Here is a 13,730-nt window from a genome sequence, read left to right as displayed (position 1 = left end):
CCAGAACCTATGTCGAGTACCACCGTCGCCGAGTTCGCCAGCGAACTCAAGAAATCACCCGATACGCTGCTTGAACAGCTGCGCAGCGCGGGCGTGGCCAAGTCCGCGCCCACCGATGCGCTGTCCGAGTCGGACAAGCAGAAGCTGCTGGGCTACCTGAAGGCCAGCCACGGCACCGCCACGCCCGAGCGCAAGAAGATCACGCTCGTCAAGAAGTCCACCAGCGAGATCAAGCAGGCGGACGCCAGCGGCAAGGCCCGCACCATCCAGGTCGAGGTCCGCAAGAAGCGCACCTTCGTCAAGCGCGACGAGGGCGGTGACACCGCGGTCGTCGAGGCGCCCGAGCCCGAACTGCGCGAAGCGCCTTCCGCGCCTCGCGCCGACGACGCCGAACTCGTCCGCCGCGAGGAGGAAGCACGCCGCCAGGCCGAGCTGCTGCGCCGCCAGGAGGAAGACCTGGCCGAGAAGCGCCGCCAGCGCGAGGCCGAGGAGCGCCGCCAGCGCGAAGCCGACGACCGCGCCGCCGCCTACGCCGCCAACGAAGAGGCCAAGAAGGCCGCCATGTCGCAGGCGCAGGCCGAGGCCAGCGCCGAGGCCGCCGCGGCCGCTGCTGCGCGCGCCGCCGCCGCCGCCGAGGCGCGCGCCAAGGCCGAGGCCGAGTCCAAGGCCCGCGCCGACGAGGAAGCCGCCCGCGCCAAGGACCTCGACGAGCGCCGCCGCAAGGCCCTGGCCGAGGCCGAGGCCATCCGCGCCATGATGGCCGCGCCCAAGAAGGTGCTGGTGGCCAAGAAGCCGGAGGAAGCCAAGCCCGTGGCCAAGCCCGGCGAGGCCCGGCCCGGCGCCAAGGGCACGCTGCACAAGCCGGCCGTCACCGGCCGTCCGGCGCCCGGCGCCGGCGCGCCCGCTGCGCCCGGCAGCGGCAAGGAAGTCAAGTCGGCCAAGCTGTCGTCCAGCTGGGCCGCCGACCCGACCAAGAAGAAGGCCATCCCGACCCGCGGCGACGCCTCGGGCGGCGTCGGCCGCAACAGCTGGCGCGGGGGCCCGCGCGGCCGCCGCGGCAGCGACCGCGACCATCGCGACCTCTCGCCGCAGCAGTCGGTCGAGCAGCGCGTGCTCGAAGTGCACGTGCCCGAGACCATCACGGTCGCCGAACTGGCGCACAAGATGGCGGTGAAGGCCTCCGAGGTCATCAAGGCGCTGATGAAGATGGGCCAGATGGTCACCATCAACCAGCCGCTGGACCAGGACACGGCCATGATCGTGGTCGAGGAGATGGGCCACAAGGCGGTCACGGCCGCCCTGGACGATCCCGAGGCGTTCACCGAGGAGGAAGTGTCCCAGGCCAACGCCGAGGCGCTGCCGCGCGCCCCGGTGGTCACCGTCATGGGCCACGTCGACCACGGCAAGACCTCGCTGCTGGACTACATCCGCCGCGCCAAGGTGGCCGCGGGCGAAGCCGGCGGCATCACGCAGCACATCGGCGCCTACCACGTGGAAACCCCGCGCGGCGTGATCTCGTTCCTGGACACCCCTGGCCACGAGGCGTTCACCGCCATGCGGGCCCGCGGCGCCCAGGCGACCGACATCGTCATCCTGGTGGTGGCGGCCGACGACGGCGTCATGCCGCAGACCAAGGAAGCGATCAAGCACGCCAAGGCGGCCAAGGTGCCGATCGTCGTGGCGGTCAACAAGATCGACAAGCCCGGCGCCAACCCGGACCGCGTCAAGCAGGAACTGGTGACCGAGGAGGTGGTGCCCGAGGAGTACGGCGGCGAGTCGCCGTTCGTCAACGTCTCGGCGCTCACCGGCGAGGGCATCGACGACCTGCTCGAGCAGGTGCTGCTGCAGGCCGAGGTGCTGGAGCTGAAGGCTCCGGTGGATGCCGCCGCCAAGGGCCTGGTCATCGAGGCGCAGCTGGACAAGGGCCGCGGCCCGGTCGCGACCGTGCTGGTGCAGTCCGGCACGCTCAAGGTGGGCGACGTGGTGCTGGCCGGCCAGACCTATGGCCGCGTGCGCGCCATGCTGGACGAGAACGGCAAGACCATCAAGTCCGCGGGTCCTTCCATCCCGGTGGAGATCCAGGGCCTGACCGAGGTGCCGCAGGCCGGCGACGAGTTCATGGTGATGACCGACGAGCGCCGCGCGCGCGAGATCGCGACCTACCGCGCCGGCAAGTTCCGCAACACCAAGCTGGCCAAGCAGCAGGCCGCCAAGCTGGAGAACATGTTCTCGGACATGACCGCCGGCGAGGTGAAGACGCTGCCGATCATCGTCAAGGCCGACGTGCAGGGTTCGCAGGAAGCGCTGTCGCAGTCGCTGCTCAAGCTGTCGACCGACGAGGTCAAGGTGCAGCTGGTCTATGCGGCCGTGGGCGGCATCAGCGAGTCGGACATCAACCTGGCGATCGCCTCCAAGGCGGTGATCATCGGCTTCAACACGCGGGCCGACTCGGGCGCGCGCAAGCTGGCCGAGGGCAACGGCATCGACATCCGCTACTACAACATCATCTACGACGCCGTGGATGACCTGAAGGCGGCGATGTCGGGCATGCTGGCCCCCGAAAAGCGCGAGGAAGTCATCGGCTCGGCCGAGATCCGCACGGTGTTCGTGGCGTCCAAGATCGGCACGGTCGCCGGTTGCATGGTCACCAACGGCCACGTCACCCGCAGCTCGCACTTCCGCCTGCTGCGCGACAACGTGGTGATCTACACCGGCGAGCTCGAGTCGCTCAAGCGGATGAAGGACGACGTGCGCGAGGTCAAGGAAGGCTTCGAGTGCGGTATCAAGCTCAAGAACTACAACGACATCAAGGAAGGTGATCAGCTGGAGTTCTTCGAGATCAAGGAAGTCGCGCGCACCCTGTGATCGGGGACGGGCCGGCACCGCCGGCCCGTCGCTGCAGCCATGCCGAAGAAATCGTCCAAGCCCAATCGCAGTTACCAGGTCGCGGACCAGATCCAGCGCGACCTGGCCGAGCTGATCCGCGAGGTCAAGGACCCGCGGCTGGGCATGGTCACGCTCAGCGCCGTGGAGGTGACGCCCGACTACGCCCATGCCAAGGTGTTCTTCAGCGTGCTGGTGGGCGACCCCCACGAGTGCGAGGAGGCCCTCAACCATGCGGCCGGTTTCCTGCGCAACGGCCTGTTCAAGCGCCTGCACATCCACACGGTGCCGACGCTGCACTTCCAGTTCGACCGCACCACCGAGCGCGCCTCCGACATGAACGCGCTGATCGCGCGCGCGGTCGCTTCGCGTTCCAAAGACTCGGACCCCCAGTAGCCATGAGCGCACCACGAGCACGGGTCGTGAGGCGCCCCGTGCACGGGGTGCTGCTGCTCGACAAGCCGCGCGGCCTGTCGAGCAACGACGCCTTGCAGAAATGCAAGTGGCTGCTGCGCGCCGAGAAGGCGGGCCACACCGGCACGCTCGATCCGCTGGCCACCGGCGTGCTGCCCCTGTGCTTCGGGGCGGCCACCAAGTTCAGCCAGCTGCACCTGGACGCCGACAAGAGCTACGAGGCCGTCGCGGTGCTGGGGGTGACCACGACCACCGGCGACGCCGAGGGGGACGTGCTCGCCGAGCGCGAGGTGCCCGCCATCACGCCCGAGCTGCTCGAGGCGGTGCGGGCCCGGTTCACCGGCCCCATCCGGCAGGTGCCGCCGATGCACAGCGCGCTGAAGAAGGACGGCAAGGCCCTGTACGAGTACGCGCGGGCCGGCCAGGAGGTCGAGCGCGAGCCGCGCGACGTCACCGTGCACGACCTGCGCCTGGCCTTGGGCGAGGAGGGCGGCCGGCCGGTGCTGCGCCTGGCCGCGCGCGTGAGCAAGGGCACCTACATCCGCACGCTCGGCGAGGACATCGGGCAGGCGCTGGGCTGCGGCGCCCACCTGTCGTTCCTGCGGCGCACCGCCACGGGCCCGTTCGACGTGGCCGGCTGCACGACCATCGAGGCGCTCGAGCGCCTGGACGGGGAGGCCCGCCTGGCCGCGCTGCTGCCGGTGGAATCGCTCCTGGCCGGGCTGCCGCGCATCACGCTGGACGCCGCCAATGCCGGGCGCTACCTGTCGGGCCTGCGCCGGCGTGGCCACTGGGCCGACGCCGACGCGGTGGCCGTGTTCGGCAACGACCCGCATGCCCTGCTGGGCACCGGCCACGTGAAAGCCGACGAACTGATCCCGGGGCGCTTGCTGAGCCCCATCGACATCCAGCAAATCCTGGGTTCGCCCGAACCCCAACCGACCTCCGAGCCGCCGGGCCCTGCCCGCGGCGAACCAGCTGCCCACCCGGGCGGAGACACCGCATGAGCACCAAGCAAATCCGCAACATCGCCATCATCGCCCACGTCGACCACGGCAAGACCACCATGGTCGACCAGCTGCTGCGCCAGTCGGGCACCTTCGCCGAGCACGAGAAGGTGGTCGACACCGTGATGGACAACAACGCCATCGAGCGCGAGCGCGGCATCACCATCCTGGCCAAGAACTGTGCGGTCAGCTGGAACGGCACCCACATCAACATCGTCGACACCCCCGGCCACGCCGACTTCGGCGGCGAGGTCGAGCGCGCCCTGTCCATGGTGGACGGCGTGGTGCTGCTCATCGATGCGCAGGAAGGCCCGATGCCGCAGACGCGCTTCGTGACCAAGAAGGCGCTGGCGCTGGGCCTGCGCCCGATCCTGGTGGTCAACAAGGTCGACAAGCCGGGCGCGCGGCCGCAGCACGTGGTCAACGCCGCCTTCGACCTGTTCGACAAGCTCGGCGCCACCGACGAGCAGCTGGACTTCCCCGTGGTCTATGCCTCGGGCATCAACGGCTGGAGCTCGCTGGAGGAAGGCGCGCCGGGCGAGCAGTGGGGCCCGGACATGTCGGCCCTGTTCGACACCGTGCTCAAGCACGTGCCCGCGCACGAAGGCGATCCGGCCGCACCGCTGCAACTGCAGATCTCCGCGCTCGACTTCTCCAGCTTCGTCGGCCGCATCGGCGTCGGCCGCGTCAACGCCGGCACCATCAAGCCCATGATGGACGTGCTGGTGATGGAAGGCCCGGACGGCAAGTCCTTCAAGGGCCGCGTCAACCAGGTGCTCACGTTCCAGGGCCTGGACCGCGTGCAGGTCACCGAGGCCGGCCCGGGCGACATCGTGCTGATCAACGGCATCGCCGACATCGGCATCGGCGTGACGCTGACCGACCCGCTCAACCCGGCGCCGCTGCCGATGCTCAAGGTCGACGAGCCGACCCTGACCATGAACTTCTGCGTCAACACCAGCCCGCTCGCCGGCCGCGAGGGCAAGTACGTCACCAGCCGCCAGATCTGGGACCGCCTGCAGAAGGAACTGCAGTCCAACGTGGCGCTGCGCGTGCGCGAGACCGACGAGGAGGGAGTGTTCGAGGTCATGGGCCGCGGCGAGCTGCACCTGACGATCCTGCTGGAGAACATGCGCCGCGAAGGCTACGAGCTGGCGGTGTCCAAGCCGCGCGTGGTGTTCCGGGACATCGACGGCGTGCGCCACGAGCCGATCGAGCTGGTGACGGCCGACATCGAGGAGCAGCACCAGGGCGGCGTGATGCAGGCCCTGGGCGAGCGCAAGGGCGACCTGGTGAACATGGAGCCGGACGGCCGCGGCCGCGTGCGCCTGGAATACCGCATTCCCGCGCGGGGCCTGATCGGCTTCTCCAACGAGTTCCTGAACCTCACCCGCGGCTCGGGCCTGATCTCCAACATCTTCGACCGCTACGAGCCGTACCGCGGCGAGATCGGCGGCCGCAAGAACGGCGTGCTGATCTCGATGGACGACGGCGAGATCTTCACCTACGCGCTGGGCAAGCTGGACGACCGTGGCCGCATGTTCGTGCGCGCCAACGATCCGGTGTACGAGGGCATGATCGTCGGCATCCACAGCCGCGACAACGACCTGGTGGTCAACGCCACGCGCACCAAGCAGCTGACCAACTTCCGGGTGTCCGGCAAGGAAGACGCGATCAAGATCACGCCCCCCATCGAGCTGACGCTGGAGTACGGCGTCGAGTTCATCGAGGACGACGAGCTGGTCGAGATCACGCCCAAGAGCGTGCGCCTGCGCAAGCGCCACCTCAAGGAGCACGAGCGCAAGCGCGCGTCGCGCGAGGCGGCATAAACCGTCCCCCCGAAGCGGCCTGCGGCCGCCTCCCCCCAGGGCGCCACCAGCGGCCCGGCAAGGCCGGTGCCGCGGTGGCCGCTGGAAGGGAAAATCCGCACATGGTCCGGACGTCGAGATGAAGCTTTCGCATCCCCAGGCGGTGGCATCGATGGTGGCGGTGACCCTGATGTGGTCGATCGCCGGGGTGGTCACGCGCCACCTGGAGCAAGCGCGCAGCTTCGAGATCACCTTCTGGCGCAGCTTCTTCACCGTGCTGTCGCTGCTGGTGATCCTGCCGTTCTTCCAGGGCCGCGCGGTGTTCGGCAAGGTGCGGCGCGCCGGCGCGGCCCTGTGGCTGTCCGGCCTGTGCTGGGGCCTGATGTTCACGGCCTTCATGGTGGCGCTGACGCTCACCACGGTGGCCAACGTGCTGGTCACGATGGCCGTCGGGCCATTCCTCACGGCGCTGGTCGCCCGGGCCTTCATCGGCCACCGCATCGCGGCCCGCACCTGGGTCGCGATCCTGGTCGCGGGCGGCGGCATCGGCTGGATGTACGGCACGCAGGTCACGCCCGGGCAGCTGGCCGGCACGCTGGTGGCGCTGTGCGTGCCGCTGGCCGGGGCGGTGAACTGGACGATCACGCAGCGCTCGCACACGCAGGGCCAGGACGTGGACCTCGTGCCGGCGGTGCTGGTGGGGGCCGTGCTGTCCTCGCTGGTGACGCTGCCGCTGGCGATGCCGTTCGCCGCCTCCGGGCACGACATCGCGCTGCTGGCGCTGCTGGGCCTGGTGCAGCTGGCGATCCCGTGCGTGCTCTCGGTGGTGTGCGCGCGGGTGCTGCAGGCGCCCGAGATCGCCCTGCTGGCCTTGCTGGAGGTGATCTTCGGCATCCTGCTCGCGTGGGTCGGCGCCGACGAGGCACCGACGCCGGCGGTGCTGACGGGTGGGGCGCTGGTGATCGGCGCCCTGGTGATGAACGAACTGGTGGGATGGAATCGACGCGCATGAGCGAAGTGCTGACCGAAGTCGCCGGCAAGGCCGGCTGCATCACTCTGAACCGGCCGCGGGCGCTGAACGCGCTGTCGCTGCCGATGATCCGGGACCTCACGTCCGCGTTGCTGGCCTGGCGGGACGATCCCGCGATCGAGGTCGTCCTCGTGCGCGGGCAGGGCAAGGAGGGGCCGTTCGGCGCCTTCTCCGCCGGCGGCGACATCCGCTTCTTCCACGTGGTGGCCCTGGCCGGCGATCCGCGGCTGGAGGACTTCTTCACCGAGGAATACACGCTCAACCACCTGATCCACGGCTACCCCAAGCCGTACGTCGCGTTCATGGACGGCGTGGTGTTCGGCGGCGGCATGGGGATCTCGCAGGGCGCGCGCAGCCGCATCGTCACCGAGCGCACGAAGATGGCCATGCCCGAGACCAACATCGGCCTGTTTCCCGACGTCGGGGGCGGCTGGTTCCTCTCGCGCTGCCCGGGCCGGCTGGGCGAGTACCTGGCCCTCACGGGCGAGGCGATCACGGGGGGCGAGGCGCTCGAGGCGCGCCTGGCCGACGCGCTGGTGGATTCGGCTTCGCTGCCGGCGCTGTGGGACCGGCTCGTGGCGCAGGGCGCGGCGGCGCTGCCGTCGCACGACCTGCCGCCCGTGGGCCGGCTGACCGCGCTGCGCCCGGAGATCGACCGCATCTTCGCGCTGCCGACCGTGGGCGAGATCGTCCACGCGCTCGAGGCCGCGGGCACCGAGTGGGCCGCGCACGCCGCCGCGATGCTGCGCAAGCGCTCGCCGCTAATGCTGCACGTCACGCTCGAGCAGATCCGGCGGGCCCGCGGCATGTCGCTGGCCGAGGACCTGCGCATGGAGCGCGACATGGTGCGGCACTGCTTCCACCTGCGCCCCGGCGCCGGCAGCGAGACCGTCGAGGGCATCCGCGCCCTGGCGGTCGACAAGGACCACGCGCCGCGCTGGAATCCCGCCCGCATCGAGGACGTCACGCCCGAGATGGTGGCGGCGTTCTTCGACAGCCCCTGGCCGATGCACGCGCATCCGCTGCGCGCGCTGGCCTGAGGCCGCTCAGAGCTGCTTGTAGACCGTCTCGGCCAGCGGCAACAGGTCGTTGCGCGCGAGCCGGCCCGCGAGCGCGTAGCCGAAGCCCTGGTCGACCCAGTAGAAGCTCGAGGTGCCCGCTTCGCTGGTGAAGCGGAAGGCCGTCTCGCCGCTGGCGGCGCCGGCCTTGCTGCCGTCGATGGCGCCGACGTAGAGCGTGATGCGCTCGCCGCGCGCGTTCTGGTACATGAACTGGGCCCGCGCGCCCTGGTCGCCCGGCAGCAGCCGGCCGCCGACCAGCTCGTAGCCCTGGGCGGCGAGGTCCGGCACCTTCAGCGGCCGGCCGAGCCGCTTGGACAGCCACTGGACCAGGTGCTCGTGCTGCGCGGCCGCGACCTCGACCGGATGCCGCACCTCGGGCGCGTACACCACGTGCGCCACCAGCGCCTGGCGGCCGAAATCGGCCGCCGCACGCGCCTTGGCGACGGACATCGAGCCCGGGCGGGTGTCCCATTGCCCGTGGGCGAGCCAGCCGACGGCGAAGGCGACGAACACCGAGGCGGCCATGCCGCCCCAGCGCTGCCAGCGGGCGATGCGCGACCCTTGCTGGCCCAGCTGGCGCGCCGCCAGCGCCAGCGCCGGCGGCACCGGCTCGGCCAGCACGTCCTGGTGCAGCTGGCGCAACAGGTCGCGCTGGTCCTGCCAGGCCTGGGCCGTGGCGGCGGTCTCGGCGTCGCCGGCCAGGCGCGCCTGCAGGGCTGCGCGCTCGCCGGCGGGCAGGCGCCCGTCCACCAGCGCGTGGAGGCTCGCCTCGAGGGGCGGCGGGGTCGGATCGTGTTTCATGGTCTCGGTCACTTCATGCGCTTGAGCGGCACCACGGTCGCCGGCGGGGCCGCGGCGCCGTCCATCAGCTCGCGCAGGCGGGCGCGGGCACGCGACAGCCGCGACATCACGGTGCCCACCGGCGTGCCGGTGACGCGCGCCACTTCCTCGTAGCTCAGGTCCTGCAGGCTCACGAGCAGCAGCACCTCGCGCTGCTCGTCGGGCAGCCGCAGCAGGCAGCGCTGCAGGTCCATCACCTGGTCGGTCGCACCGGCGGGGGCGGTGAGCTCGTTCGCCACGTCGTCGATGTCCACCCGCTGGCCCTGTTGCCGCATGGCGCGCCGGGCGCCGTCGACGAACAGGTTGTGCATCAGCGTGAACAGCCAGGCCCGCAGGTCGGTGCCGGCCTGCCAGAGCCGCCAGCGGTCGCAGGCGCGCTCGAGCGTGTCCTGCACCAGGTCGTCCGCCGACCAGGCATCGCCCGTCAGGGCGCGGGCGTAGCGGCGCAACTGCGGGATCTGCGCCTCCAGGTCGGCGGCTTGGAACGTCATGCGCGCAGCCTACCTCAGCGGCGCCGGACGCGAAACGGGGGCATCCGGCCAGAACGCGAGGAAGACCTCGTCCACCTCGCGCAGCGAACGGCGGGCGCCGGACTCGCCCTGTTCGGCCGCCATGGCCTGCATCAGCGGCACGCGCAGGTGCCACAGAGATTCGGCGTCGGCCGCGCAGTGCAGGCGCAGGCGCAGCAGCGCGGCTTCGATGCGCTTGCAGGGCTCCAGCTGGGCGAGCATGGCCAGGCGCAGCTTGCGCACCGGGGAGGCCGGGGTGAGGACGGCGGCGGTCATGTCAGGGCCGGGCGACGTGCCACAGGTTGTTGAAGCCGTCGCCGGTGCGGTCGCCCGGCCTGGCGTCCTTGGCCCAGTGGTACACGGGCTTGCCCTTGTAGGCCCACTGGCGGGCGCCGTCCTCGCGCGTGACGAGGCTCCAGTCGCCCGAGGCGGCGGCGCCGGCGGGGGCGACCAGCGGGGGCCAGTTGGCCGCGCAGGGGCCGTTGCAGGCCGACTTGCCGCTGCCCGCGGCGTCGCGGTCGAAGGTGTAGAGCGTCATGCCGCCGGGGCCGACCAGCGCGTCCCCGGACACGGTCGCGGGGGCCGGCGCGGTGCCGGCGCAGGCGGCCAGCGCGCCCGCCAAGGCCAGGGCGGCGAGCGCCCGGGGCAGGGTGGTGGGGGACATCGCGTTCTCCAGGTGGGGTGCTGCCTGGATGAACGGCCGGGGCGCGGCATTTATTCCATGCCGCCCGGCCAGCCGGTCAGCGATGCCGGCTCTTCATGGCGCGCTCGACCTCGCGCTTGCCCTCGCGGTCCTTGATGGTGTCGCGCTTGTCGTGCTCGGCCTTGCCCTTGGCCAGCGCGATCTCGCACTTGACCTTGCCGGTCTTCCAGTGCAGGTTCAGCGGCACCAGGGTGTAGCCCTTCTGCTCCACCTTGCCGACCAGGCGGCGGATCTGGTCCTTGTGCAGCAGCAGCTTGCGGGTGCGCACGGCATCCGGGCTGACGTGGGTGGAGGCGGTGCGCAGCGGGTTGATCTGGCAGCCGATCAGGAACAGCTCGCCGCCCTTGACGACCACGTAGCCGTCGGTCAGCTGCACCTTGCCCTCGCGCAGGGCCTTGACCTCCCAGCCCTGCAGGACCATGCCGGCCTCGAACCGCTCCTCGAAGAAGTAGTTGAAGGCCGCCTTCTTGTTCTCGGCGATGCGCGCGGCGCTGTCGGTTGTTTTGGCCATGGGCTGACAGATGGGGAGCGCAGGCCGTCTCTACAATCCCGCGAAACCCGCGATTGTCGTATGAAAACCGTCCACCGGTCCCTGCTGATCTGGTACAGCGCGGACGAGATGTTCAGCCTGGTCACGGACGTGGCCGAGTATCCCGAGTTCCTGCCCTGGTGCGACCACGCGGCCGTGCTGGAGGCCGACGATGCCGGCATGAAGGCCGAGGTGGGCATCGCGTTCGGCGGCATCCGCCAGACTTTCGTCACCCGCAACGACCACGTGCCCGGGCGCAAGGTCGCCATGCGGCTGATCGAGGGCCCGTTCTCCGACCTGGACGGCCTGTGGACCTTCCACCCGGTCGGCGGCGAATCCCAGCGCGCCTGCAAGGTGGAGCTGGACCTGAACTACGGCTTCAAGAGCATGGCGCTGGCGGCCGTGGTCGGGCCGGTGTTCGACCGCATCGCCGGCAGCCTGGTGGACGCCTTCGTCAAGCGGGCCGAACAGGTGTACGGCTGATGCCGCGCGTGACCGTGGTCCACGCGCCGGCGCCCCGGGACGCGCGCGAACAGGTGCTGGACCTTCCCGAAGGAGCCACCCTGCGCGATGCGCTCGCGGCATGCGGCCTGCAGGTGCCCGAAGGCGGGGAGATCGGGGTCTGGGGCCGCAAGGCGCCGCTGGACCAGCTGTTGCGCGATCGCGACCGGGTGGAGGTCTGCCGGGCCCTGCTGGTGGACCCGAAGGTGGCGCGGCGCGAGCGGTTTCGCCGCCAGGGGGCGCGGGCCGCGGGCCTGTTCGCCAACCGCCGGCCGGGCGCCAAGCCGGGGTACTAGGCGCAGTCGCTGGCCATGATGGCCTGCACGCGTTTCGCTTCGGCGGCGCGCTGGCTGTCGTCGAGCACCTCGCGTTCGCCCTTGTCGTTGACGCGCGACAGGCGGATGCCCGAGTCGAGCGTGGCCTTGGCCTCGCGGGCGCGCCGGCAGTTCTCGGCCTTCGCCTCGGCGATCTCGCGCTCCTGGGCCTTCTTCTTGTCGGCCTCGGCGGCCTCGGCCTGCTTCTTCTTCGCCTCGAGTTCCGGATCGCGGCCGCTGACCTTGGGCGCGCTCGCGGCCTTGGCGGCGACGGGCGCCGACGCGGCGGCAACCGGCGCGGTGTCGACGACGGGGGCGCCCTTCATGAAGGGCTGTTTGAGGATGCTTTTGGCCGGGATCTCCGGCGGCGGCGCCTTGTCGCTGAAGACGCGCCGGCCGTCCTTGTCGACCCACTGCCACTGGGCCAGGGCCGACAGCGGGAGCACGCAGGCGATGGCGACGGTGAGGGCGCGAAGGGCAGTCATGGCCCCAGTGTAGCGGCCAACTCGACAGTCGCGAGGCCGCTTGGTGTGCACCCTGTCACGGGCCGCGCGCCGGCGTCGCGCCGCAGCCACTGGGGTTTGTCCGCAAGGCCCATCGCTACAATCCGTTTTTTGGAGCTCTGACATGCGCCTTCTCGGAAAAGCGCTGACCTTCGACGATGTGTTGTTGGTCCCGGCGTTCTCCCAGGTCCTGCCCAAGGACACGTCCCTCGCGACCCGCCTCACCCGGAACATCCCGCTGAACCTGCCGCTGGTGTCGGCGGCGATGGACACGGTCACCGAGGCCCGGCTGGCGATCTCGATGGCCCAGGAAGGCGGCATCGGCATCGTCCACAAGAACCTCACGCCCAAGCAGCAGGCGGCCGAGGTCTCGCGGGTCAAGCGGTACGAATCGGGCGTCCTGCGCGACCCGGTGGTGATCACCCCGCAGCACACCGTGCGCGAGGTCTCGGCGCTGTCCGAACAGCTGGGCATCTCGGGCTTCCCGGTCGTGGACGCGGGCAAGGTGGTGGGCATCGTCACGGGCCGCGACCTGCGCTTCGAGACGCGCTACGACCAGCCCGTCACCGAGATCATGACCCCGCGCGAGAAGCTGATCACCGTGCGCGAGGGCACCAGCGCCGCCGACGCCAAGGCGCTGCTGAACAAGCACAAGCTCGAGCGCCTGCTGGTGGTCAACGACGCGTTCGAGCTCAAGGGCCTGATCACGGTCAAGGACATCACCAAGCAGACCAGCTTCCCCAACGCCGCGCGCGACGCCTCCGGCCGCCTGCGCGTGGGCGCCGCGGTCGGCGTGGGCGAGGGCACCGAGGAGCGCGTCGAGGCGCTGGTGAAGGCCGGCGTCGACGTGATCGTGGTGGACACCGCCCACGGCCACAGCCGGGGCGTGATCGAGCGCGTGCGCTGGGTCAAGCAGAACTACCCGGGCGTGGACGTGATCGGCGGCAACATCGCCACCGGCGCCGCGGCCCGTGCGCTGGCCGAGGCCGGCGCCGATGCGGTGAAGGTGGGCATCGGGCCGGGCTCGATCTGCACCACCCGCATCGTCGCCGGCGTGGGCGTGCCGCAGATCACCGCCATCGACAACGTGGCGACCGCCCTGGCCGGCAGCGGCGTGCCGCTGATCGCCGACGGCGGCGTGCGCTACTCGGGCGACATCGCCAAGGCCATCGCCGCCGGCGCCAGCGCCGTGATGATGGGCGGCATGTTCGCCGGCACCGAGGAGGCGCCGGGCGAGATCGTCCTGTACCAGGGCCGCAGCTACAAGAGCTACCGCGGCATGGGCTCGATCGGCGCCATGCAGCAGGGCAGCGCCGACCGCTACTTCCAGGAAGCCAGCAGCACCAATCCCAACGCCGACAAGCTGGTGCCCGAAGGCATCGAAGGCCGGGTGCCCTACAAGGGCTCGCTGGTGTCCATCGTCTACCAGCTGGCCGGCGGCGTGCGCGCCGCCATGGGCTACTGCGGCTGCGCCACGATCGACGACATGCGCAACCAGGCCGAGTTCGTCCAGATCACCGCGGCGGGCATGCGCGAGAGCCATGTGCACGACGTGCAGATCACCAAGGAAGCGCCGAACTACCGCGCTGACTGAGCATTTCTGGCCAGACTTGCGAAGTCTGGCCAGA

15 protein-coding genes are annotated in these 13,730 nt (G+C 70.8%); 9 read left to right on the top strand and 6 right to left on the bottom strand.

Going from position 1 to position 13,730, the window contains the following annotated elements; all coding sequences use genetic code 11:
• Positions 1 to 9 precede the first annotated feature (9 nt).
• The 6 genes from infB (at position 10) to AC3ANR_RS11865 (ending at position 8,182) form a co-directional block, all read left to right on the top strand.
• Complete coding sequence (infB, locus tag AC3ANR_RS11890) at positions 10 to 2,865, top strand: translation initiation factor IF-2 (RefSeq protein ID WP_488288322.1); 2,856 nt, start codon at positions 10 to 12, stop codon at positions 2,863 to 2,865.
• Positions 2,866 to 2,904: 39 nt separating this feature from the next.
• The gene (gene rbfA / locus AC3ANR_RS11885; protein ID WP_488288321.1) at positions 2,905 to 3,279 is read left to right on the top strand and encodes a 30S ribosome-binding factor RbfA; all 375 of its coding nucleotides are present in this window, start codon (positions 2,905 to 2,907) and stop codon (positions 3,277 to 3,279) included.
• Between the two features lie 2 nt (positions 3,280 to 3,281).
• Entirely contained in the window at positions 3,282 to 4,304 is a 1,023-nt protein-coding gene (gene truB, locus AC3ANR_RS11880; protein ID WP_488288320.1) for a tRNA pseudouridine(55) synthase TruB, read from the top strand.
• Positions 4,301 to 6,133 carry a translational GTPase TypA gene (gene typA / locus AC3ANR_RS11875; RefSeq protein WP_488288319.1) on the top strand — a complete coding sequence of 611 codons (1,833 nt, stop codon included), beginning with the start codon at positions 4,301 to 4,303 and terminating at the stop codon, positions 6,131 to 6,133. Before truB ends, typA begins: the two co-directional genes overlap by 4 nt.
• Positions 6,134 to 6,251: 118 nt before the next feature.
• Entirely contained in the window at positions 6,252 to 7,124 is an 873-nt protein-coding gene (locus tag AC3ANR_RS11870; RefSeq protein ID WP_488288318.1) for a DMT family transporter, read from the top strand.
• A complete protein-coding gene (locus AC3ANR_RS11865) occupies positions 7,121 to 8,182 on the top strand; it encodes an enoyl-CoA hydratase/isomerase family protein (RefSeq protein ID WP_488288317.1) in 1,062 nt (353 codons plus the stop codon). Before AC3ANR_RS11870 ends, AC3ANR_RS11865 begins: the two co-directional genes overlap by 4 nt.
• A 6-nt stretch (positions 8,183 to 8,188) precedes the next feature.
• On the opposite strand, the gene AC3ANR_RS11860 is transcribed toward AC3ANR_RS11865, so the two are convergent.
• From AC3ANR_RS11860 to smpB, 5 genes are all read right to left on the bottom strand, one after another.
• Positions 8,189 to 9,004, bottom strand: coding sequence for an anti-sigma factor family protein (locus tag AC3ANR_RS11860; protein WP_488288316.1), 816 nt, complete (start codon positions 9,002 to 9,004; stop codon positions 8,189 to 8,191).
• A gap of 8 nt (positions 9,005 to 9,012) precedes the next feature.
• The gene (locus tag AC3ANR_RS11855; protein ID WP_488288315.1) at positions 9,013 to 9,534 is read right to left on the bottom strand and encodes a sigma-70 family RNA polymerase sigma factor; all 522 of its coding nucleotides are present in this window, start codon (positions 9,532 to 9,534) and stop codon (positions 9,013 to 9,015) included.
• A 9-nt stretch (positions 9,535 to 9,543) separates the two neighbouring features.
• Complete coding sequence (locus AC3ANR_RS11850) at positions 9,544 to 9,828, bottom strand: hypothetical protein (RefSeq protein ID WP_488288314.1); 285 nt, start codon at positions 9,826 to 9,828, stop codon at positions 9,544 to 9,546.
• 1 nt (position 9,829) lies between these two features.
• Complete coding sequence (locus AC3ANR_RS11845; RefSeq protein ID WP_488288313.1) at positions 9,830 to 10,216, bottom strand: COG4315 family predicted lipoprotein; 387 nt, start codon at positions 10,214 to 10,216, stop codon at positions 9,830 to 9,832.
• A 76-nt stretch (positions 10,217 to 10,292) separates the two neighbouring features.
• Positions 10,293 to 10,766 carry an SsrA-binding protein SmpB gene (gene smpB, locus AC3ANR_RS11840; protein WP_488288312.1) on the bottom strand — a complete coding sequence of 158 codons (474 nt, stop codon included), beginning with the start codon at positions 10,764 to 10,766 and terminating at the stop codon, positions 10,293 to 10,295.
• A gap of 60 nt (positions 10,767 to 10,826) precedes the next feature.
• Between smpB and AC3ANR_RS11835 the strand changes: the two genes are divergently transcribed.
• Positions 10,827 to 11,267, top strand: coding sequence for a type II toxin-antitoxin system RatA family toxin (locus AC3ANR_RS11835; protein WP_488288311.1), 441 nt, complete (start codon positions 10,827 to 10,829; stop codon positions 11,265 to 11,267).
• Positions 11,267 to 11,581, top strand: coding sequence for an RnfH family protein (locus AC3ANR_RS11830; RefSeq protein WP_488288310.1), 315 nt, complete (start codon positions 11,267 to 11,269; stop codon positions 11,579 to 11,581). The genes AC3ANR_RS11835 and AC3ANR_RS11830 overlap by 1 nt, the downstream gene beginning before the upstream one ends.
• Here AC3ANR_RS11830 and AC3ANR_RS11825 read toward each other — a convergent pair.
• On the bottom strand, positions 11,578 to 12,084 hold the full coding sequence (locus tag AC3ANR_RS11825) for a DUF4124 domain-containing protein (RefSeq protein WP_488288309.1): 507 nt from the start codon (positions 12,082 to 12,084) through the stop codon (positions 11,578 to 11,580). The two genes, AC3ANR_RS11830 and AC3ANR_RS11825, sit on opposite strands and share 4 nt — an antisense overlap.
• Positions 12,085 to 12,226: 142 nt before the next feature.
• Between AC3ANR_RS11825 and guaB the strand changes: the two genes are divergently transcribed.
• Positions 12,227 to 13,696: an IMP dehydrogenase gene (guaB, locus tag AC3ANR_RS11820; protein WP_488288308.1), complete on the top strand. Its 1,470-nt coding sequence runs from the start codon at positions 12,227 to 12,229 to the stop codon at positions 13,694 to 13,696.
• The last annotated feature ends 34 nt before the right edge of the window (positions 13,697 to 13,730 follow it).

This window comes from Ramlibacter sp. JJN2-2R (assembly GCF_057747835.1).
This window is presented reverse-complemented; position numbering and strand designations above follow the sequence as displayed.